This window comes from Cohaesibacter intestini (assembly GCF_003324485.1).
Taxonomy (GTDB): Bacteria; Pseudomonadota; Alphaproteobacteria; order Rhizobiales; family Cohaesibacteraceae; genus Cohaesibacter; species Cohaesibacter intestini.
On the sequence record NZ_QODK01000008.1, the window covers coordinates 12,328 to 35,289 of the forward strand.

The window sequence follows — 22,962 nt, forward strand, 5'->3', positions numbered from 1 at the left end:
TTGATGCCCTTTTAAATCCGGCCCATATTTTGAGACAACCTGCAAAACACCCAAGAACGCAGGGATCTTGGGGTGGCAAGGTTTTAAAAATGGGAAAATTAAGCTGGACGGCAGAAAGAATTTCTGAAGCCGTCTTTCCGGATATACTGTATATATAGATATTATTTTATTTTGCAAGTCATGTAGATAAAAATGCATTTATCTTGACGCGTCATGTTTGACTTGACCGATATGGGGAAGTTCTTTTTTGGGGCAAAATACTACTTTTCGAATAGGCGACGCGATCGTTCGCGCCGCCGACTGATTTCTCTCATTTGCTCTGAATTCAGAAGCTACGGTTGTAACGCAGGTAACTATAGAGAGTGGTGGTATCGCCAAGACGCTCGACATCCAGATTGGCGCGGATTGAAGAGCCATCTGTCAGAGATACGGTATCAAGGCTCAGACTGCCGCCGCCACCACATTCGGAGCTATCCTCACGTGCCCATTTGTGCTGGCAAAGGACCGAGGGGCCGAAGGAGAGGGTTGCTGTTCGGCTGTCGGAAGACAGCGCGTTAAACGGGGTTTGAATTTGTGGTGTGAACTGAAGTCGGGCAATGGTCAAATTTTCCGTATTCAGATCCAAATCAGTGGTGAAACCAGAGGCGGTGGCGTCGAATTTGTCGCCGGATAGCCATACATGCGACAGGCTGGCGGAGACTTCCGGAATCAGGTTGAAGTCGTCATAACTGATCACACCAGACAAGGAACTGCCGATCAAAGCGGTTGTCGCCCAATAGGTGCCGTCAACATCTGTGGTGCCATTGCTCAGAGCCAAATCATTATGTTGGCGCCCGACTTGCACGAACATGTCGGCAAAGAAAGCCTGATGGATGCGTTTAACAGCATAGGCCCCAATATTGCCGCCGATGCTTGTCTGATCACCGGAGTAGGTACCGTCAACATCCGCTTTGCCCAGATCAACGCCAAGAAAATAGCCAAACAGCATATCTTCATCGATGCGATGTTCCCGCGCCAGACGACCCGATCCCATCAAGCTCTTTGAGCCGTCATCATCAAAAGAGAAGGTCAAGCCGCCGGAAACCACGAACCGCGCATGTGTCTCGCTGTCTTCATCTTCATAGATCGCCATCGCATGCGCGGCCATTGCCGACGGGGAGCTTCCGATCGAACCCTGATAGGCGAGTGGGCCAACATGGTTCAGTCCAGAAAGGCTTTTACCATTGACGTCGGCCGCGAACCGATTGCGCGCCTGAGACATGAAGCGGCTATTGATAAGGGATTGCTGGGTGAGGCTTGCAGTGACCTGATTTTCGATCACTGTTTCGGTGGAGGCTTTCTCGGTCTCACCCGCACTGCCGGGATTTACCAGAACTGAGACATAGGTTATGCCGCCAAAAATGTCCCACATATTTGTTCCGCTAGTTACGGCGGAGCTGTTATATGTGACCGTCAGATCGCTATCGGCAATGCTGCAAGTGGTTGAGATTGCACTTCGGAGTTTGCTGGCATCACCCCAAATCCAGTCAGTGGTATTTGTGCTGCCTGATGGGCAATCGTAACTGACTTTCCAGGCGTGCATGGCCCAAGCGGGACTGCAGGCAAAAGAAAAGATGAGCCCCCAAATACATGCGATCACAGGAGCGTAAAAAGGTCTTCTTGAATTTGTCATTGATGCTGGCTTTGCTTGCAAAGTGAGTCTTGACGATCAGCTTAAGATCTCGTTAACAATTCGCCATGTGACATTCTGGCTTTTCACAAGCAATTGAAATTAAAAGTGAATTTTAAGGCAATCTACTTATCCAATGGAACGCACTGATCCTGTGGAGCGCAGGGGCATGCCCGAAACGGACAAATAGGGCACAGCAAGAGCCCTTGGATTGCCTGCGGGCCAGCATGAAATTCCGCCCCTTTCCCACCCCGCAAGCCATAATGCTCCGTCCCGCAGCATCAATGCAGAATGCAGCATATTCAATCCGCAAATGTCAGCAGTGCGGACTTTTGGGACATTGGGTGCAGTGCTGAAATGCTGACATAAAAAAATGTCGCTCAAAACTGGTCGGTAAGTATCATTTTAAACATTAGCTCCACCTAAAGATGGCAATCGTATTAACTGTGCGCTTTGATTGAATGCGCGAAGTACGAAGCGTCGGTTAAACTAATGAACCATGCCAGAATTCAAGAGCGAGTTAGTGGCTAATGATCAGGAGTAGTTGGATGAAGAATGTAATGGGGGCATGCGGTCACTTTATCAATAAATGGGCTCCGAGGCTGATTCCCAATACTTGGCTTCTGACATTGCTATGTGCGGCTTTGTCTTTTCATGCTGTTTATGCACTAGCGGATGAGTTGCCTAAGGCCGAAAAGGGTTGGGCATATTATTGCTCCGGTGAACGGTTGGATCCCTACTACGACAGCCCAAATGCGATCGTCATACTAAAATTGCGCAAGGAAGACGTGCGGCATGACAAGAAAGCAATGCTCTATTGTGAGACCGATAAAGTAGATGAACGCTTCATTCTTGAGAGTTTGTTCTTGCCGGGAGACCGGCGAATTAGAGGTGCTATTTCATTTAAGGTGCCAGTGATCATTGATGGTAAGGCTTACCAATTTGAAATGGTAACTGGATCAGGACCAATGGCGAACTACCAACAGCAGGGCAAATTGGAACGCTTCAATTCGAAGGGAAAGATCTGTGGCATGGCAAGTAAAGCCAATGAGTTAGGTTTATTTGTTGCCAAATTTAGAGAAAAGAAAATGGGATGCAATCGGATACCATTTACAGCATTTGGCTTTGTAAATTCAAAAGACATTCCTGTCGAGATCAGCTGCTTCGGTGATGGCGAGTGTCTTCACTATTTCTTTTATCGAGAATGGAAATTTTATGTACGAAAAGTGCCTCGCGATCTGCTTCCAAAGTGGCGCGATCTTCATCGGCAATTTGTCAAAGCTGTCGAAGAAAGGGTTGTTCTCTATCTAGCTCCTGATGGATGTATAGGCTCATTCAATTGCGAAACGCTGTCTGGTCTCGTCTACAAGAACGCGAGCAATTAAAGGCAAGACAGCGGTCGGCTCTCTGGAAGCCGTTTGTCGCATCTTAGAACAGCCTCCGATTTCAATGACTGCTTTGGCCTAAAACCAGCTATTTGAGAAAAATGCGGCATCGGGGCGCGCCCAAAAAACAATAACCCAATATCGATCAAAGGATACGAAGCTTCGACGCAACGGCTGGAAATGGGTGCACTAAGCCCCACTTCAACGGGTAGGATTGACATGCGATCAGACGTGCGCAGGCCTTCGGTCGACGGATGAGTCATCTTAACACCGGCAATTGCAGCCCAAAACTGACCCTTGCAGCAGGTGCATCGAAGGTCTTTAAAGAAATTCAAGTGCCAAGGCTCGACAACCGAGCTGCAAGACATCACAGCTTACACAGTCCGGCTTCAAAATTTTATCATAAACGCGCTTTACCAGTCCGTTCTCAGTCTTATGGTCTTCAAACCCTATCAAGGAGCTTTCCCATGGCAAAATCCGGCGGTGTCGATCGCAACCACGATCAGAGTTTTGGGGCGAAGATTGCCTTTTTCGTGCTTCATGCCGGTGTGGTGGCTATTTGCTTCTGGCTGGCCTTTGGCCGCTTTGACTGGGCCGATCCATTCAGGGCAAAAGTGCTGGCAGCCTGTGCTTTATTCTACTGTCTGCGCCACATCCTGACGCTGTTTGTCTTGCTCAAACGCCGGGTGCTGATGGCCGAGGTTTTGGGGCTGGTCGTTTTTATGGCTGTGTTTGAAATCGGCTTTCTTCTGCTCGGTGCAGGTGCGCTCTCTGGCTCCGCAACGCCGTTTGGCTGGCTGGACTGGGTTGGCGTTGTCATGGTCCTCATCGGCTCGTGGCTCAATAGCGGGTCCGAAGTTCAGCGCTGGCTTTGGAAAAGGCAGCCAACATCCAAAGGCAAATGCTACACCGAGGGTCTTTTCGCTTATTCCATGCATATCAACTATTTCGGCGACAGCGTCCTGTTTTCCGGCTGGGCGATTCTCGCCGCATCCATCTTCGCATGGCCCGTTCCAATCTTTATAACCGCAGCTTTTGTCTGGTTTCACATTCCAGCGTTGGATGCCTATCTTGAAGAACGATACGGAAAAGACTTCAAAACATACGCCCAAAAAACCGCGAAATTCGTCCCATTCATTTATTGAATTCCAAGATGGCAGGCATTCCAATTGCCAACAGCTTTTGGGGCTCGGAGCGGACATTTGCCGAGCAGCGGCTTCTCGATCTCCGTGTGACCGTGAAGCTTGGTGAGGAAAGCTGCCGAGACGGCCTCACGCAGGCTATCTTCCCAGATTGAGCATTCGCCTCATCAAGACAAGCGCGGCCCGCCATGCAACCCATCGGGTGTGTTTCGCCCCCTTCTTGCCACGCGCATCCTGATGGCCATTGGGGTGCATTCCCCGTTTGCAGGCAGAAGGGAAGGAAGGATGCAAACGCAACTGGTTGCTCGCCGTGCGGGTGCCAAATGTCTGGAAAATACGCACAAAAATTAGGTGCTTCAAACGGGGCTCGACGTTGATGCCATTGGCCCCTTTTTTGACTCATGGTTCAGACCATGTATCCTTTCCTCGTAAAGCTGCACTGCGGTTTAGAAAAAAAGTGAGTTAGGACAGGAGCTTAGATGAAAGCTCCGGAACCTGCCTGATTTGCGCCCCGGCTAACAGAGGAGAGATAAATGTTCAAAAGAATAATGGCACCGGTCGATTTGGCTCATGTCGAGAGGCTTGGCACAGCTCTCGACTGTGCTGCCGATTTGGCAAAACACTGGGGCGTGCCGATTGTGTATGTGGGGGTCACGTCGTCCGCTCCCAGCAACTTGGCGCACAACCCAAAAGAGTTCGGCCAGAAGCTTGACGCATTTGCTAAGGCGGAGGCTGCCAAGCACGGCGTCGAAACGTCGGCGCATACTGCGATCGCGCATGACCCGGCAACCGAGATCGACGATGCGCTGATGCGTGCCATCAGCGACACCGAGTCCGATCTCGTCGTCATGGCTAGCCACGTGCCGAACGTCATGGACTATATCTGGCCGTCGAACGGCGGCAGTCTAGCGGAACATGCAAAATGCTCAGTGATGGTGGTGCGGCCATGACGCAGAGGATCAAATATCAAGAAATAAAGGGGAAGCCGAAATATGTCAGATAATACGAGCTTAGAGGAAACCTCGGGGATCCCCGCGCCAGAGGGCGCGTCTGATCTCATTGACACCGATTATGAGATCGGTCAGGACAATATCGAAACAAACATCGGCCCCTTTGGGCTGGACATTCACAACCCGGTCTTTCTGATTTCGGGGTTGAGTGTCGTGGCCTTTGTTGTCTATGCGTTGCTGGCCCCGCAGCAGGCGGCCGACTTCTTTGGCTGGCTCCGACCGGCACTGACATCCACCTTTGACGGCTTTTTCCTGTCGGCGGCGAACATTTTCGTTTTGTTCTGCCTCGCTTTGATTGTGTTGCCCGTCGGGTCCGTCCGTCTGGGGGGAGCCGACGCGGAACCCGATTACGGATATCTCGGCTGGTTTGCGATGCTCTTTGCTGCCGGTATGGGCATCGGGCTGATGTTCTTCGGTGTTTTGGAGCCGGCCTACTATTTCGGCACCCCTTGGGGGGACGCGCCATTGGGTGCCGTGCGCCCATTCACCGAGGATGGCACTCTGATACCGGAAAATGTGGAAGCTGCGAAGCGTATGGCGCTGGCCGCGACCTCATTCCACTGGGCATTGCACCCATGGGCCATCTATGCCGTCGTGGCGCTCGCATTGGCGTTGTTCAGCTTTAACAAAGGTCTGCCGCTTTCCATGCGCTCGGCCTTTTACCCGATCCTGGGGGAACGTGTCTGGGGTTGGTGGGGCCACGTGATCGACATCATCGCGGTCTTTGCCACACTCTTCGGTCTTGCGACCTCTCTTGGCCTGGGCGCACAACAGGCCAATGCCGGGCTGGAGTTTGTCTATGGTATTCCGAGCAGTGTAACCGTTCAGGTTATCCTCATCATCGGTATCACCTCCATTGCACTGGTCTCTGTCCTGCGAGGGCTTGACGGCGGGGTCAAGATTCTGTCCGAGATCAACATGGTGGTGGCAATTGCGCTCCTGCTCTTCGTTTTGTTCACCGCAGGGGCCGTTGGCATCTTTACCGATTTTACCAAAACGCTCGTTGCCTATGCCCAAGAGGTGGTGCCGCTATCCAATCCCTTCGGGCGTTCGGATGATGGTTTCCGCGAAGGCTGGACTGCCTTCTATTGGGCCTGGTGGATTTCCTGGTCACCATTCGTGGGCATGTTCATTGCTCGTGTTTCGCGTGGTCGGACAGTCCGTGAATTTGTCATCTGCGTGCTGATTATCCCGTCAATTGTCTGCATCTTCTGGATGGCCGTGTTCGGGGGAACCGCGATCAACGACATGATTGCAAATCTCGGCGACAGCGCGGTGAAGGCCAACGTGATCGATGCCTACAAACCGGAATTGTCACTGTTTGCAATGCTGGAAAGCCTTCCGCTCGCAGCAATCACCTCAACGGTCGGTATCGTGCTGGTGATCGTGTTCTTCGTCACCTCGTCGGATTCAGGCTCGCTGGTAATCGACACGATCACGGCTGGTGGCAAGATCGATGCGCCGGTGCCACAACGGGTTTTCTGGTGTACCTTCGAAGGGTTGGTCGCCATCGTCCTCCTGATCGGTGGCGGCTTGGGGTCGTTGCAGGCGATGGTCATTTCGACTGGTCTGCCTTTCACACTCGTTCTGCTGTTGATGTGTTGGTGTATCTTCAAAGGCCTCAGGCAGGAATATAAACACGTCTGATCTATTGAGCTTTGAACAGGCGCGGTACCGCGCCTGTTCGCTTTTCTCCATCCCCCAAAATTGCCTTGTATGCATTGCTGAAGTGCCAGACATCTCGCAGGCCTCGCGGGTGCCGCCATCAACGCCGCAGAGAAACGCGGTCCGAGAGTCTATTGATCAATATCTGGGCCGACATGGCTGTTTTCAACAGGAGGCTAGAAATCTCCCATCCCGAAGGGACCGCCATGCAGGCGTGGCCCCGACAGGATTGAAGGGCCCTTGTTGCCGTCGGATTTTGCCGGTCTTTTCAAGACGCTGCGATGGGCAATCAAGAGATCCTCTCCCCATCACGTGGACAAGCTTCCTTTTGCGGGTGGTAGAAATTTACAAGCAATAATAGAAACTCTCCCGATCATAAAAGAAATTTCCGCATTGACACTATTGGCTTATCAGTCCATTTTTACGTTGCGCAAACGGTAAACCACGAGTGAGCAAACGTTATCTCACTGCGATTTTTGCAATGCGCCGAAAGGTAGAGATCGTGGCTTCAGAAACAAGTCCAACCCCAGCAACGGTGATCCAACATGTCACCATCCGGGACGTCGCTGCGAAAGCCGGTGTCAGTGTGACGACTGCGTCGCGGGCACTGAATGGGACAGGGCGGATGTCGGAAGACACACGCTTGCGGGTGCAACAGATTGCCAAAGATCTGGACTATCGCCCGAACACCATGGCGCGCGGCCTCGTTCAGCAGCGGTCCTTCACCCTTGGTTTGCTCACCGATGACACCTATGGGCGATTTACCCTTCCGGTTGCTGCTGGACTATCCTCGGCCATGACGGATCGAGGTGTCTCGGTGTTTCTGAGCGCTGGTGAAAAAGAGCCAAAACGGATGCAGCTCAATTTGCGCGCCATGGAAGAGAAGAGGGTTGACGGTCTGGTGATCACCGGCAAGCGCATCGATCGCGCGTTGCCGGTTGACGTTTCTCGGCTCGGGATGCCGGTCGTCTATGTCTATTCCAAATGCCCGGACGGTTCGATCGGGTTCGTGCCTGATGATTTCAACGCCGCCAGAATTGCGACCCAACATTTGATCTCACTGGGACGACGCAAGATTGCGCATATCACTGGCATGTCGTCTTTTGAAGCCGCGCATCTGCGCGGTGCAGGATGGAAGGCCGCCCTTGAGGAGGCCGGGCTTGCGCCCCACTGCGAAGCCATCTTCGGCAACTGGACCGAAGAGCATGGTTACGAAACGGCTTACAGACTTTTTGAAACCGCTGCGGATCGACCCGATGCGATTTTTTGCGGAAACGACCAGATTGCAAGAGGCGTTGTCGATGCCTTTTCGCATATGGGGATCAAGGTCCCCGATGATGTAGCCATTGTCGGCTTCGACAATTGGGAAGTTTTTGCCAAAGCAACGCGCCCACCGCTGACGACGGTGGATATGGGGCTCACCTGTTTGGGCAAGAGTGCAGGGTTAGCACTGCTCGACATGATTGAAGGCAAGCAAATCGATTCCGGTTTGAGAAAGCTGCCTTGTAGTCTGGTCGTGCGACAGTCCTGTGGAGGAACGGGGTCCGAGTAATCGGACAAGCAGACCCTGCAACGCTGATGACACGCCATGCAGGGTGAGAAACACACAAATTGCGCAAACGTTGTCTCAATAATCTGCTCAGCGAGGCAACTAACGAGGAGGAAGACAAGTGACTCTTAAAGCATTACTCGGTGGTGTTGCCATTGCCGCGCTCGCACTGCCCGGCCTGGCGCAGGCAGAAACCTTTTCTCTCTGGGTCCGTTCCGACGGATCGGAATTCATGCCAAAGCTCGTGGAAGCCTTCAACGCCAAGGGAGAAGACAAGGCCGAACTGCAAATCGTGCCCGTCAACGAGCTGGTGCAGAAATATGCCATCGCTGCGGCTGGCGGATCCCAGCCGGACGCCCTGTCTCTCGATCTGATCTATACGCCGTCTTTTGCAATGGCCGGTCAGCTCAAGGACATGACCGCGTTTGCCAAAGGTCTGCCCTATTATGACAAGCTGTCCAAGGCGCATCTGAGCGTTGGCACCTACGACGGCAAGATCTACGGCATGCCTTTCTCGGCCGATGCCTCGGTTCTGATCTGGAACAAAAATCTCTTCAAGAAAGCCGGCCTTGATCCAGAAAAAGCGCCGACCAACTGGGAGGAAATCCGCAAGGATGCCGAAGCGGTTGCCGCGCTCGGTGATGAAACATACGGCTTCTATTTCTCCGGCAATTGCGGCGGCTGTAACATCTTCACCTTCACACCGCTGGTCTGGGCCTCGGGGGGCAATCTGTTTGAGGATCAGGGTGGAACCGCAACGGTGAAAACGCCGCAAATGAAAGACGCGATCGAGTTTTACCGTGGCATGGTCAAGGACGGACTGGTGCCTGCCGGATCGCAGACCGATGCTGGTGTGAACTTCTTCGCAGCCTTTGCGGGCGGCAATATCGGCCTTGCTCCATCCGGGTCTTTTGCGATCGGCGCGCTCAACAACCAATATCCTGATCTCAAATATGGCGTGACCTATTTGCCGGGTAAAGACGGCGACTGGTCCTCCTTTGCCGGGGGGGACAACATCGTCGTATCAGCCGCGACCGACGATGAAAAAATGCCAGCCATTCAGGCCTTTATTGAATTTGCCTACTCGCCGGAAGGTCAGACGATACTTGCCAAAAACGGCTCGCTTCCGGTTCGCGCCGACGTTGCCGAGGTAGCTCTTGACGGGCTTGATGCGCGGTATCTGATTGCCGCCAAGGCAATGGATCGTGGCCGGACACCCTACAGCCCGGTCTTCAACGACCTGATCAACTCTCAGAACGGGCCATGGGTTACCATGCTCAACAAGGCCTTCTTTGCTGAAAGCAGCGAAGACGTCGATGAAGCCATGGACGACGCACAAGAAGAAATGCAGTCCATCATCGATAGCTCCCGGTAAGATCCTCCAAATCTACCGCTTGCAGCAACCGCCGACTGGGCTCCAGCTCCAGTCGGCGGGACTTGCAGACAACTGTTCTTAAGGATCAATCCATGACCGACAGTCTTACGGCAGGGCCAGAGACAGCTGTGCCCAAGGGACGCAAACGGCGCAGACTGGCCCAATGGAACGGGTTTTTGTTCGTGCTTCCGGCGTTGCTCCTCGTCATTATTTTCTTTCTTGTCCCGCTTGGCATGGCCGCCTGGATGTCCCTGCACAAATGGCCCTTGATGGGCTTTCCGCGCTGGATTGGCTTTGATAATTACGAACGCCTTCTGACCGACAAGAGTTTCTGGTCATCACTTTGGTTCACCATTCAATATACAGTGGTGATCACCATCGGTCTGCTGGGTGTCGCCATGGGGCTGGCACTGATCGTTCAGGGGCAGGGCAAGGCCGTTTCCCTGTACCGGACAATCTTCTTTCTGCCCGTCGTCACAGGCTTTGCCTCGGCTGCTTTGTTGTGGGTTTGGTTGTCAAATGTTGACACCGGTCTGTTTTCCCCCTTGGCCCAAGACATCGGTCTGACCACTGACAGGGTGAATATTCTCGCCAATTTCACCCCTGCCTTCTGGTCGGTAATTGCCATGGTCATCTGGAAGATGGCGGGTTTCTTCATGGTCATCCTGATGAGTGGCCTGCAATCCATTCCGACAGATTACATCGAGGCGGCCCGCATTGATGGCGCCAAGTGGCCACAAAGGTTCCGCTACATCATCATGCCGCTGATCCGCAAACCCTTTGCCCTTGCGCTGATCCTGTGCATCTCGGGGTCCATGCTGGCCTTTGACCAATTCTACATCATTCTCAATGGTGGACCGCAAAACAGCACGGTGACCGCGGTTTACAAGATCTTCAACGAGAGCTTCATTTCCTTCCGCCTTGGTTACGGAGCCGCCCTTTCGATGGTGTTGCTGTTGATCCTGTTGGTTCTCAGCATCATCCAACTGACCCTCCTGAGCGACAAGGAGGCAAAGAAATGAACGCAATGACCATGCAGCACAAACAGGCTCAAAAGGATGCTCCGGCACCCCGCAAAGGGCGCTATCGTTATCACAAGCTGCTGTTCCACGTCACAGCGACGCTGGTGTCGCTGCTGTTTCTCGCACCGCTTGTCTGGGTGGTGCTATCAAGCTTTCGCTCCCCGGTGGAGGCAACCACCCCGCCTTTGCCGCCATGGCCTCGGGATGGATTCAGCATCGATAGCTATGACAGGCTGGAAAATTTCGGGCAGTCGGTTTTTCATTATGCGGGCAACTCGCTGTTTGTGTCTGTCGGGACTTCCGTGCTGACCATCGTGGTTGCTCTGCTCGCGGGCTATGGCTTCTCGCGCTATCGGTTTCCCCTCAAAAACTTCATTTTCGTGTTGATCCTGTCGACGATGATGATCCCGTTTCAGTCAATCCTGACGCCCCTGTTCCTGTTGCTGGCAAAGCTTGGACTTCAGAACACCCTCATCGGGCTGGTCCTGATCTATACAACGCTGCAATTGCCTTTTTCCGTTTTCATGATGCGCAATGCGTTTGATGCGGTGCCAAAGGAAATCGAGGAAGCGGCCCGCGTGGATGGCGTGAAGGGCTGGCGGATGCTGGTTCAGGTGATGGGGCCTCTGGTTCTGCCCGGCATCGTCACCGTGGGATTGTTCGCCTTCCTCAATGCATGGAACGAGTTTCTTGCCGCGCTGGTGCTGCTCACCGACCAGAGCAAGTTCACCATGCCGGTTCTCATGACCGCCGTGCGCTATGGGCGTTTCGGCTCTGTCGACTGGGGGGCTGTTCAGGCTGGTGTCACCCTGATGATGATCCCCTGCATGATCCTCTTTCTCATTCTTCAAAGATCCTACATCCGGGGTCTTACGGCTGGCGCCGTCAAATAGGTTTCTTCCTGAGCAAGGACAAGAAAATGAAAACACAACAAACCAACACGACCACGGGCGTCATCCCTCCCAAGGCGAAATTCCGTCCGCTTGCGGTCAATCAGATTGACGTTGGGGGCTTTTTCGGCCCCAAGATTGACGTGATCGCCACCACAACAGCGAAGATCCTTTTGGATCGCTGCATGAAAGCCCGGATGTTGGAGCAGGTCGACCCGGATCTGCCCAATCCCGGCATTGTTATTCCGTTCCAGCACAACAACACCGTCACCACGCAAATGTTCTGGGACTCAGATTTCGGCAAGAGCATCGAGACAGCGGCTTACGCGCTCAATCGCCATCGCGATGCCGAACTGGAAGCACAGGTCGACGCCATTATTGACGCCTACGGCCGTTTGCAGGATGAGGACGGGTATCTCAATTCCTGGTATCAACGCATTGAACCGGGCAAGCGCTGGACCAACCTTAGGGATCGGCATGAGCTTTACAATGCGGGCCATCTGATGGAAGGGGCAATCGCCTATTACCATGCGACGGGCAAACGCAAATTTCTCGATATCATGTGTCGCTATGCAAACTGCATCGACGCGACCTTTGGCCCTGAGGCGAGCAAAAAACGTGGCTATCCGGGGCATCCCGAACTGGAACTGGCTCTGGTCAAGCTCGGGCGTGTGACCGGTGAACAGCGCTATCTGGATCTGGCGAAATTCTTTGTCGACGTTCGCGGCGAGGAGCCGAACTATTTTGATGCTGAAGCCTATGCTCGGGGCGAAAGCCCAGAGGACTTTCATTTCTCGACACTGGAATATTGTCAGGCGCACAAGCCCGTGCGCGAGCAACGCGAAGTGGTTGGCCACGCCGTGCGCGCCGCCTATCTCTATGCGGGCATGGCCGACGTGGCGACCGAATTTTCCGACGATAGCCTTGATCCGGCGCTGAATGCCCTCTGGGAGCATTTGACCGAGCGAAATCTCTATGTCACAGGCGGCTTTGGGCCATCGAAAGACAATGAAGGGCTGACCTTCGATTATGATCTGCCCAACGATTCCGCCTACGCCGAAACCTGTGCTGCGGTGGCTCTTGTCTTCTGGGCCAGCCGCATGCTTGGCCGAGAGCCTGATGCGCGCTATTCCGACGTCATGGAGCGGGCGCTTTACAACAATGTGCTGGCCGGTCTGTCTGACAATGGCAGCCAGTTCTTCTACGACAACCCGCTGGAAAGCCATGGACACCATCATCGTTGGCAATGGCATCGTTGCCCCTGTTGCCCACCCAATGTGTCACGGCTTCTGGCCTCCATTGGCACCTATTTCTACGGGGTGTCCGATGATGAGATTGCCGTGCATCTCTATTGCCAAAACAGAGCTGATCTTCAAGTCGCAGGCACGAGCCTGACTCTTACGCAAACCACAACCTATCCTGTCGATGGCCTTGTCGAGTTTGACTTTCATCTCGACAAACCCACCCGCTTCACAGTGTCCCTGCGTGTTCCGGAATGGGCTGGCAGCCATTCCCTTTGCCTGAATGGCGCGCCAATTGAAGCCAAAGCGGACAAGGGCTATCTGCGGCTTGAGCGCATTTGGCAGACAGGCGACAAGCTGTCACTCGAGCTCGACATGCAGCCGCAAAAGCTCTTTGCCAACACACAGATCGCCCACGATCAGGGCCGTGTTGCCTTATTAAGGGGGCCGATCGTCTATTGTGTTGAAGGGGTAGATCATGACGCGCCTTTGAATTGCTATGTCGTCAAGGATACCGCTTCGATCCAAACCACCGGATCTGCATTTTGGCCCGACACAATGCTTCTCGATGTCGATGCGCTGGTTGAGTATCGCTTTGATGAAGCCCTCTACACCACCGCACCACCAGAGCGCAAATCCGCAAAACTCAACGCAATCCCCTATTATCTTTGGGATAATCGCGAGCCCGGCGAAATGCTTGTCTGGCTGCGTAGGGAGGCATGACCATGAATGAGCAAGTGAATCTGCATCACATACAGAAACAGGCTGGCGTGCGCCTGAAGCGGGTCAGCAAATCCTTCGGAACGGTTCAGGTCATCCGCGATGTGGATCTTGAAATTGAAGGCGGCGAGTTCGTCGTCTTTGTCGGACCATCCGGATGCGGCAAATCCACGCTTCTGCGTTTGATTGCAGGGCTTGAGGAGGTGACGTGCGGGGATGTGTTGATCGCGGGCAAGGATGTGACGGAAGAAGATCCGTCTGATCGCGGGATTGCTATGGTCTTTCAGACATATGCTCTATATCCGCACATGACGGTCGCACAGAATATGGGCTTTGGCCTCAAGGTTGCCGGGCGTTCCAAATCGGACGTTGCGGCAAAGGTCCAGCAGGCTGCGGACGTGCTGCAACTGAACGACTATCTGGATCGACGACCGGGCCAGCTTTCGGGGGGACAGCGCCAACGCGTCGCCATCGGTCGCGCCATTGTCCGTGATCCGGATGTGTTTTTGTTCGACGAACCGCTCTCCAACCTCGATGCGGAGTTGCGCGTCGACATGCGCATTGAGATCGCCCGCCTTCACCAGAAACTGGGCAACACGATGATCTATGTGACCCATGACCAGACCGAAGCGATGACGCTGGCCGACAAGATCGTGGTTCTGCGTGATGGCCGCATCGAACAGGTTGGCTCGCCATCCGACTTGTATGACGATCCCGACAATATGTTTGTCGGAGGCTTCATCGGCAGTCCGAAGATGAATTTCCTCGACGGTATCATGCGCTCCGATGGCGTCGAGGTCGCAGGCATAGTGCTCGAAACGACCGCTTTGACCAACCGTCCCCCTGATGGGACACCCGTTTTTGTCGGCATTCGCCCAGAACATTGGCATTTGTCTGAAGATGGCCAACCGCCAGTGCCCTTCCATGTCGGCTTCTCTGAATTCCTCGGCGGGGCAAGCTATCTCTACGGCAATATCGGTGAGAAGAGTTGCACCGTGAATGTGGAGAGAGGCGCCATCTCACCACGCGGTAGCATGCTGGGCCTCGGAGTGGACAAGAACCATATTTGTTTGTTTGATCAGGACGAACAGCGTATCCGTTAATGTCAGTTCTGCCACATCCGCCCAAGCGAATGTGGCAGGACCGAAAGCCCAAGGCCTTTGCGTCTCACCCCTTCCGATCCCTTCAACGCACCCTCACTGGAAGGCTGTGACAAACTTCTGGAGCAAACCAGAACGGCGCTTTGGATTTTTTCCCGGTGACTTGCTCAACCCGTTAAAGCTGGGAAAACGGAGGGTTCGATAGGGCAGACTGCAGGTCATCGAATTTCGCTCATTGCCATATTCCGGTGACAGTGGCAGCCTATCACCATCGAAACCGACACGCAGTCTCTGCATGCGGAGCGAACAGACAGGGCTATCATGACAGGGCAAAAAGCAACACAAAGGCAATTGAAGGCGACCCTTGCCCTTCTTGACGCAGTGGCCAAGGCACTTGATGCCGACATCGCCATTGAACTCTGGGATGGAACCAGAGTGTCTCTGGGCAGCAACCCGGCCCCTGACCTGATCATCCGGATTGCCGATCCGGGTGTCATCGCCTCGTTGCTGCGCCGCCCCGGCCTTGATCGCATCATCCGCCCCTATATCAAGGGTCTCATCGAGATCAAGGGTGGCACGCTCTATGATGTGGGGCTGCTCTTCGCCTTCACCCCTTCGCGTAAACGCCTCAAGACAATATCAAAGAGCATCATCCTGTCTTTCCTCACTGCCTTCCTCTTCTCGCCCGGTGTCAAACTCGACGCCAGCCGGTCCTTTTCCGGAGACGAGAGTGACCATGGCAAAAGCCGACCCAAGAGCGACGAGACCGCGTTCATCCAGTTCCACTATGATGTCGGCAACGATTTCTACGAGCTGTTTCTTGATGAGCTGCGCCTCTATAGCTGCGCCTATTTCACCGATTGGAACAATTCGCTGGATCAGGCCCAGTGTGACAAGCTCGACATGATCTGCCGCAAGCTGCGCCTCAAACCGGGCGAACGGTTCCTAGATATTGGTTGCGGCTGGGGTGCCCTGATCTTCCATGCGGCCGAGACCTATGGCGTGCAGGCCCATGGCATCACCCTGTCCGAGGCCCAACTGGCCCACGTTCGTGAACAGATCAAGGCAAGGGGTCTTGAAGACCGCGTCAGTGTGGAGCTCAAGAATTATGTCGATCTGGAAGGCCCCTTTGACAAGATCGCCTCGGTTGGCATGATGGAGCATGTTGGGGAAGACAATCTCGACACCTATTGCGCCACCATTAACCGCCTTCTCGTCGACAAGGGGCTGTTTCTCAACCACGCCATATCCCGCAAGGCCAAGAAGGGGAAAAAGCGTTTTTCCTCGCGCCCCGAGCAGCGTGCGCTACAGAAATACATCTTTCCCGGTGGCGAGCTGATCGATCTGGGCCGGACCATTGCCAGCCTTGAGCAAAACAAGTTCGAGGTGATGGATGTGGAAGGCTGGCGGGAGCATTATCAGCGAACCACAAAACTCTGGCTTGATCGACTGGAGGCCAACCGTGACAGGGCGGTGGCATTGGCGGGTGAGGAAGTCTATCGCATCTGGACCGCCTATCTGGCCGGGTCATCCCTTGCCTTCCTACGCGGCTCGGCCCGTCTCTATCAGGTGCTTGTCAGCAAAAATCCCAAGGGACCGGCTAATTTGCCGCCAAGCCGGGCCGATCTGTATCGTTGATCGTGCGCAAGTCATTTGCGCTTATGCGCCTGATCCCTGGCTCAATCCGCTTTGCGAATGCCTCGGCATCCTTCAGGCCATCAAGGCCTTACTGAGATTGCCCGCTTGTCTCGGTTGGCGTTGAAGTCGGTAGCATTTTCCAGTCTGATGCGTATCAGGAGGGGCTCGCCAGTATCAGGAGGGGCTCGCCAATGGTTGCCGTGAGCATAAACGCATAGACATTCACAGCCAACGCGTCCTCTAAAAGAGGTGTTTGACGCGCATCCAGGAATTGAGAATATGCTCTTCAAGGATGGAGCCAAGCCGCTCTCCGTCGCGTGCCTTCAAGGCATCTATCATATCCTGATGCTCGCTCACCGCATCGTCCCAGAAGTCAGTGTCCTGATTGCCCATGAAACGGATGCGCTTGAGGCGTGCCTGTAGATTCGCCTGCGTTTCAGACAATGCACCATTGCCAGCATACAATGACAGCTTCGAATGAAATTGCTGATTGAGCTTGTAATAGGGCATCCGGTCTCGTTTGTTCCAGAATTCAAGCATCTGCTCATGAATGGCGAGCAAATTGTCGATTTCTGCGTCCGATGCCTTCTGGCAAACGAGTCGCCCGGCGAGTTTCTCGATATGGGCCAGAAACTCGAGCATGTCCTGCACATCTTTGGCTGTGAACTCCCGAACAACGCACCCCTTGGAGCGTTGGGAAACAACGAGTCCTTCTGCGGCAAGGGTGCGCAGCGCTTCGCGAAAGGGTGTGCGGGACACGCCCAATTCATTCGCCAGAGCAACTTCATCGATTCTCGAACCAGGTTTCAGATATCCCTCGATGATCATGTCGCGAATCTGGTTTGCCACTTGATCGTGTAATGCCAGCTTCTCAATGGCGACCGGTCTAGCCGAATGCACTGTCAGTTCTTGCAAAGCTTCCTCCAACGTAAGTTTGAGCAACCGGATTATAGCGAAAAAAAAATGAAAGGCGAGCCTTGCGTTACTCATATATTATGCATTATACATTACACAAGGGAGGAAATGGACGATCATCTCGGTGCCTGAAACTGGCGAGGCAAGATCCGTCCAAGGCTATGCAATCTGGCATTTGCCCTGTGTGACAACACAGGCTGTGGCGCGTTGCGATTAGGCGCATTCCCTTTGAAAGTTTAGGCAGACCGTCATCACAAGAGTCTCTGAAGGACTTGGTGTTGGCAGATCGCAAAGAAGGGCGAAGCGCATGGACAAGGGATTGAGAGTGGCAATGGCAATCGGGGATGCAGGTGGCATCAGTCCCGAGCTGGCGGCAAAGATTGTTGCAGATCCCAGTGCCAATGCAGACGATCTGATGATCTTCGCTGACCGTCGCATTCTCGAACAGGGCGCCGCCATTGCTGGCGTCGAGATCAATATCCCCACTGTTACCATGGATCAGCTGGATGGCCCTCTGCCGGAAGGCAGCTTTCTGGTCGATCTGGCCAATTGTGACCCGGCCAGCATCAAGCAGGGTGAGGCCAGCTATGAAGGCGGTCTGGCATCGGTCCAGAATTTCCGCGCCGTGTTGCTGGCCGCCAATGCGGGCTATGCGGATATTGTTTTCTTCACACCCTTCAACAAATCCGCCATGCGTCTGGCTCAGGCGGATTATGTCGACGAAATCGGCTTCATTGATGCGACGATCCATCCCAAGGAAAGCGGCCGTGAATTCAACGTGCTGGATGAAGTCTGGAATGCCCGGGTGACATCCCATATTCCGCTGAGCGCGGTTGCCAGCCGGATCACCGAGGACAGGGTCTTTGACAGCCTCTGCCTAACGGACAAAACCATGAAGGCTGCAGGCTACGAAGCCCCCAGAATTGGCGTTGCTGCCCTTAACCCCCATGCGGGCGACGGGCGCAATTTCGGCACCGAGGATGACGATATCATCCAGCCAGCCATCGAACGGGCGCAGGCCGCCAACATTCTGGCCACCGGGCCGGTGCCGTCAGACACGGTCTTTGTCCGGGCGACCCGCGGTGAGTTTGATGCGGTGATGACCATGTATCACGATCAGGGGCAGATCGCCATGAAACTGATCGGCTTTGATCGCGGGGTCACCCTCATCGCCAACTATCCGTTTCCAATCGTCACACCAGCGCATGGCACCGCCTATGACATAGCCGGCAAGGGCATTGCCGATCTTGGTGCAACGCGCAATGCGGTCAATCTTGGCCGGAAACTGGCTCTTATGGATCAGGGAGGATCCAGAAAAGCCAGTGGTGAGCCGCTATCCCAGCTTGTTTCCCAGGCACTTGATCCTGATCGGAAATGGGAAGCGGCATAGAGAAATAACTTTTGAACCGCCGAACGCTGTTCGGTGTTGCAACCCAAGGGAGGAAGACCAATGAAACATTTTCTCGCGACTGCATCCGTGATTGCACTCGCCCTTGTGGGGGGGGCAGCCAATGCTGCCGAATTTCCCGCTGACACCATCGAAGTTGTCACTCATGCTGGCAATGGTGGCGGGACTGACGTCACAACCCGGATGATGATGATCAAGGCGCGCCGTGAACTGGGTGCGGACATGGTTGTCGTCAACAAAAAGGGTGGCGGCGGTGCTGTTGCCATGGATTATTATCTCGATCAGCCAGCGGACGGCAACTCGATTTTGACCTTCACGATCGGTCATTCGGCAACGATCGCCAAGAGCAAAACCAAGATGACCCTTGACGATATTCGTCCAATTGCCCGCGGGACTGACGATCCTCAGATCCTGATGGTCAAATGCGGTGCCTATGATAGTGCAGAAGCCTTTGTTGCGGCTCAGAAGGAAGCGCCCATCGCTTATGGTACGACGCATCTGGGCAACATCGATGACGTCTCCGCCTTCATGTTCACCATCAAGGGTGGCATGAAAACACCAAAAATCATTCCTTTCGACGGTGGTGCCGAGCTCGCAACCCAGCTGATCGCCGGGGCAGTTCAGTCTGCCGTTCTCAACTTGGCTGAAGCAAGTTCCCAGATCGAAGCTGGCGATATTTGTCCGCTTGTGGTTCTTGCCGACGAGCGCATGGCCGGTCTGCCAGATGTGACCACCGCCAAGGAAATGGGCATCGATGTCAGTTTCTCCACGGTGCGTGGCTTCGTCGTGCACAAGGATGTGCCGGATGATGTGGCAAAGAAAATCGAAGATTCTTTGCTGAAGGCAATGAAGAGCGGTGTCTATCAGGGCTATCTTGAATCGGTTGGCCTCGACAGCACCTCTGTTGCCGGTGCCGAAGTTTGGGGTAAACAGCTCAAAACAATGGATACCGACATGAGGACCGCCCTTAAGGAACTGGGTTTTATCGAGTAAACTGACAAGGAGCGCGATGATGCCTGTCCCCCAAGCCAAGTATCATCGCGCTCTGCTTCCCCGTTCCTGAACGGGCAGCTTCCGACATGCCGGTCAATCAGAGCAATGGCGCATCTGGACGCCCAACTGCGGTGTCTCCCTTTTGCTGTGCGCTGTGCCTTTTGGTTGCAGATAAAGTTCAAGAGGCTCCATCATGCAATCCGATCAAGGTCATCCCCGACCTTCACGTTACGGACTATCTCACTACGCTATTCCAACCGTTATCATCGCATTTTGTGCGTTGGCTTTCTGGCTTTCGACGCAATTCGATCGTGTTCCCCCCATTCTTAAACGCGGTATTCAGCCATCGGATTTCCCGCAGCTCATCATCGGCTTGATCATCCTGCTGTCTCTGTCCCTGTACATCTGGGACAAGGATAAGACGCCTGATCCCTTGTCGGGCATTGTCTGGAAGACGATTGCGTTGATGGTCGGCTTTGTGGCGATCGCTCAGATTGACCTGATGCTCGGGATCAGTCTGTTTGGCGGCTGTCTGACAATTCTGTGGGGTGAGCGTCGCCCTGCGATGATTGCGATTGTTGCAATCCTTGTCCCGCTCGGGGCGTTCTTCCTCTTTGATCTGGTCTTTGAGGTGCGGTTCCCGCGCGGCCTTCTGACGAACTTCTGGTACGGGTGATACTCATGGATGCTGCATTCAACGGTCTGCTAGCCTTGGCGGACGTCAATCTCCTGGGGCTCATTCTGCTCGCCACGCTGGGTGGCGTGTTGATCGGTGCATTGCCCGGACTGAACGGGACCACGGGCGCCGCCTTGCTGCTGCCCTTTACCATCACGATGGAACCGATCGCGGCAATCGCCGTGCTGACGACGGTCTATTGTGCAGCCACATTTGCCGGTGCGATCACGGCCATTCTCATCAACACACCCGGCACCTCGGCCAGTGCCACGACCTGTCTGGATGGCTATCCTCTGGCCCAAAGGGGAGAGGCCGGGCGCGCTTTGGGAATGGCGGCGGTGTCCTCCACCATCGGTGGCGTGGTCTCCGTGATCTGTCTGATGTTGGCTGCCCCCCTTCTGGCCCGCGTCGCTTATAACTTTGCACCACCGGAATATTTCGCCCTGACCATGTTTGGCTTGTCGATGCTGGCAACCATTGGCAATGGCTCGCCGGTCAAGAATGTGCTGGCAGGGGCTACAGGGGTTCTGCTTGCCACCATTGGCATCGACCATTTGACGTCGATCGAACGCTTCACCTTTGGCCTTAACGAGTTGTCCGAAGGCATTGGCTTCGTCCCGATGATGATTGGCCTGTTCGGGATTTCGGAGCTGCTCTTCCAGGCTGAGAAGCTTCATGTCAAGCGTCGCCAGATCACCATGAAGGCCATTGAGCTGCCCACACGGGCCGACTATCGCAAGGTTTGGAAAGTCATTCTGCGCAGCACCGGTATCGGAACCTTCATTGGCATTCTGCCAGCCGAAGGGGCAACGGTGGCCTCGATGATTGGCTACAACGAAGCCAAGCGCTGGTCCAAGACCCCCGAGGAATTCGGCAAAGGCTCCATTGAAGGCATCGCTGGATCGGAAGCGGCAAACAATTCTGCCACTGGTGGAGCGATGGTGCCAACGCTGGCGCTCGGCATTCCGGGCAGCCCGACCGCTGCGGTTATTCTGGCTGGCCTGATGGTTCACGGTCTGCGTCCAGGGCCGACGCTCTTCACCGAGCAGGCCGACTTCGCCTTTGCCATCTTCTGGGCGATGCTTCTGGTCAACTGCCTGTTCTTCTTTGTCGGGCTCTGGGGTGCCAAGCTTTATGCACGCGTGACCCTGATCCCGATCAACATCCTCTGGCCGATTGTCTTCACTTTCTCGATCATCGGTGCCTATGCGCTTGATCAGTCCATGACAGATGTCTGGATCGCACTGGGCGCGGGCATCCTCGGTTTCTTCATGCGGCGCTACGGTTTCTCGGTCGTTCCGCTGGCTATCGGACTCATCCTTGGTGGCATGCTCGAAACCCGCTTCGGTCAATCAATGGTCATGCTGGACGAAAAATGGTGGCTGATCTTCTCGCGACCTTTGTCCCTGTTCTTCATTCTGCTGACCGCTTTGGCGCTCTTTGGCCCTGTGATTTTCGGTCGGAGGCGCAAGAAGAAGGCAGTTGCAGAGCCAATCGCCGAACCCGAAAGCACCACCTAACGAGGTGCCTTGGGCGTCGCCCAAGGCACACAACCGGACGCTTCAATCGCAAAGATCACGAGGATACTCATGGGCAGATACAGATGGACACGGGATAACTGGCCCATAGCGGCAGCGATGATCCCCTTTCCAAACAGGCTCGCCGACGGTCGGCTGGTTCAGGATATGCCTGCCGACCATTGGCAGGAGACGCTTGCCGAGGTGGCCGACGCAGGATTTTCAGAGCTGGACCCGACGGATTCCTGGTTGCGGATTGCCGATCTCGAACCCTCTCGGCTCGATGAGTTCCTCGGGGTTGCCCGATCTCTTAATCTCACGATCCCGGCCATTTCAACATCCCGTCGCAGTGTCATTGATCCGGTCAATGGTGACGACAATCTCGCCTATTGCCATCGGGTGATCGATACGGCGAGCAGCATCGGGGCAGGGGAGGTCAGCTTCGGCTTGTTTGGTCCCTTGACCGCAGCCCAGCAGAAGGCACTGTGGTTCTGGACCGTGGACGGAGAGAAGAATCCCGAAAATCCGGATATTTATGCGCTGGCCGTAGAGCGGATCCGGGAACTGGGAAAGCACGCGGCCGAGCAGGGCGTTGAGGTGTCTCTCGAGATGTATGAGGACACCTATATCGGGACGGCGGACGGGGCGGTCAGCTTCGTCGAAGCGGTCGATCTGCCCAATGTCGGCATCAACGCGGACATCGGCAATCTCATCCGCTTGCATCGGCCCATGGAGCATTGGCAGGACATGATGGCCAAGCTTGCGCCTTTTCTCAAATATTGGCACGTGAAGAACTATATTCGCGTCGAGGACCCGGTGACCGGTGCGTTTCTGTCCCATCCCGCACCGATGGAAGCAGGCATCATCAACTATCGTGCCGCGGTCAAGCTTGCATTGGAACACGGCTTCAAAAGCGCTTTCCTCTGTGAGCATTACGGTGGTGATGGCCTGACCATTGCCGCCCGCAACCGAGATTACCTTCGCAGCATTCTGCCCCGCACCTGAACGATCATCTGTCCGCTTCGCCACAACTGTCTGCTGACAGAT

General features: G+C 54.5%; 18 protein-coding genes. 16 read left to right on the forward strand and 2 right to left on the reverse strand.

Annotated elements, in window-relative coordinates; translation table 11 throughout:
- Positions 1-325: 325 nt before the first annotated feature.
- Positions 326-1,411, reverse strand: a complete 1,086-nt coding sequence (locus tag DSD30_RS19785; RefSeq protein WP_114011488.1) for an autotransporter outer membrane beta-barrel domain-containing protein — start codon at positions 1,409-1,411, stop codon at positions 326-328.
- A gap of 806 nt (positions 1,412-2,217) precedes the next feature.
- On the opposite strand from DSD30_RS19785, the gene DSD30_RS19790 reads away from it, so the two are divergent.
- From DSD30_RS19790 to DSD30_RS19840, 11 genes are all read left to right on the forward strand, one after another.
- On the forward strand, positions 2,218-3,054 hold the full coding sequence (locus DSD30_RS19790; RefSeq protein ID WP_114011489.1) for a hypothetical protein: 837 nt from the start codon (positions 2,218-2,220) through the stop codon (positions 3,052-3,054).
- Between the two features lie 467 nt (positions 3,055-3,521).
- Positions 3,522-4,199 (forward strand): DUF1295 domain-containing protein, encoded by a 678-nt coding sequence (locus DSD30_RS19795; protein ID WP_114011490.1) that lies wholly within the window; start codon positions 3,522-3,524, stop codon positions 4,197-4,199.
- A gap of 530 nt (positions 4,200-4,729) precedes the next feature.
- Complete coding sequence (locus DSD30_RS19800; protein WP_114011491.1) at positions 4,730-5,146, forward strand: universal stress protein; 417 nt, start codon at positions 4,730-4,732, stop codon at positions 5,144-5,146.
- 42 nt (positions 5,147-5,188) lie between these two features.
- Complete coding sequence (locus DSD30_RS19805; protein ID WP_114011492.1) at positions 5,189-6,853, forward strand: BCCT family transporter; 1,665 nt, start codon at positions 5,189-5,191, stop codon at positions 6,851-6,853.
- 520 nt (positions 6,854-7,373) lie between these two features.
- Positions 7,374-8,423 carry a LacI family DNA-binding transcriptional regulator gene (locus tag DSD30_RS19810; protein WP_245418556.1) on the forward strand — a complete coding sequence of 350 codons (1,050 nt, stop codon included), beginning with the start codon at positions 7,374-7,376 and terminating at the stop codon, positions 8,421-8,423.
- A gap of 118 nt (positions 8,424-8,541) precedes the next feature.
- A complete protein-coding gene (locus DSD30_RS19815; protein WP_114011494.1) occupies positions 8,542-9,795 on the forward strand; it encodes an ABC transporter substrate-binding protein in 1,254 nt (417 codons plus the stop codon).
- A gap of 92 nt (positions 9,796-9,887) precedes the next feature.
- Positions 9,888-10,817, forward strand: a complete 930-nt coding sequence (locus DSD30_RS19820) for a carbohydrate ABC transporter permease (RefSeq protein WP_114011495.1) — start codon at positions 9,888-9,890, stop codon at positions 10,815-10,817.
- Positions 10,814-11,710 carry a carbohydrate ABC transporter permease gene (locus DSD30_RS19825; RefSeq protein WP_245418557.1) on the forward strand — a complete coding sequence of 299 codons (897 nt, stop codon included), beginning with the start codon at positions 10,814-10,816 and terminating at the stop codon, positions 11,708-11,710. The genes DSD30_RS19820 and DSD30_RS19825 overlap by 4 nt, the downstream gene beginning before the upstream one ends.
- Positions 11,711-11,736: 26 nt before the next feature.
- Positions 11,737-13,671, forward strand: a complete 1,935-nt coding sequence (locus tag DSD30_RS19830) for a glycoside hydrolase family 127 protein (RefSeq protein WP_114011496.1) — start codon at positions 11,737-11,739, stop codon at positions 13,669-13,671.
- A gap of 2 nt (positions 13,672-13,673) precedes the next feature.
- Entirely contained in the window at positions 13,674-14,771 is a 1,098-nt protein-coding gene (locus DSD30_RS19835) for an ABC transporter ATP-binding protein (protein WP_198663072.1), read from the forward strand.
- Positions 14,772-15,089: 318 nt separating this feature from the next.
- Positions 15,090-16,406, forward strand: a complete 1,317-nt coding sequence (locus DSD30_RS19840; protein ID WP_114011498.1) for a class I SAM-dependent methyltransferase — start codon at positions 15,090-15,092, stop codon at positions 16,404-16,406.
- Between the two features lie 240 nt (positions 16,407-16,646).
- Here the strand turns inward: DSD30_RS19840 and DSD30_RS19845 are convergent, their stop codons facing one another.
- Complete coding sequence (locus tag DSD30_RS19845) at positions 16,647-17,321, reverse strand: GntR family transcriptional regulator (protein ID WP_245418558.1); 675 nt, start codon at positions 17,319-17,321, stop codon at positions 16,647-16,649.
- A gap of 307 nt (positions 17,322-17,628) precedes the next feature.
- Here DSD30_RS19845 and DSD30_RS19850 point away from each other — a divergent pair, with 307 nt between their 5' ends.
- The 5 genes from DSD30_RS19850 (at position 17,629) to DSD30_RS19870 (ending at position 22,920) form a co-directional block, all read left to right on the forward strand.
- On the forward strand, positions 17,629-18,711 hold the full coding sequence (locus tag DSD30_RS19850) for a 4-hydroxythreonine-4-phosphate dehydrogenase PdxA (protein ID WP_114011500.1): 1,083 nt from the start codon (positions 17,629-17,631) through the stop codon (positions 18,709-18,711).
- Positions 18,712-18,771: 60 nt separating this feature from the next.
- The gene (locus DSD30_RS19855; RefSeq protein ID WP_114011501.1) at positions 18,772-19,722 is read left to right on the forward strand and encodes a Bug family tripartite tricarboxylate transporter substrate binding protein; all 951 of its coding nucleotides are present in this window, start codon (positions 18,772-18,774) and stop codon (positions 19,720-19,722) included.
- A 193-nt stretch (positions 19,723-19,915) separates the two neighbouring features.
- Positions 19,916-20,398 carry a tripartite tricarboxylate transporter TctB family protein gene (locus tag DSD30_RS19860; RefSeq protein WP_114011502.1) on the forward strand — a complete coding sequence of 161 codons (483 nt, stop codon included), beginning with the start codon at positions 19,916-19,918 and terminating at the stop codon, positions 20,396-20,398.
- Positions 20,399-20,403: 5 nt separating this feature from the next.
- Entirely contained in the window at positions 20,404-21,918 is a 1,515-nt protein-coding gene (locus tag DSD30_RS19865; RefSeq protein ID WP_114011503.1) for a tripartite tricarboxylate transporter permease, read from the forward strand.
- Positions 21,919-21,987: 69 nt separating this feature from the next.
- Positions 21,988-22,920, forward strand: a complete 933-nt coding sequence (locus tag DSD30_RS19870; RefSeq protein ID WP_114011504.1) for a sugar phosphate isomerase/epimerase family protein — start codon at positions 21,988-21,990, stop codon at positions 22,918-22,920.
- The last annotated feature ends 42 nt before the right edge of the window (positions 22,921-22,962 follow it).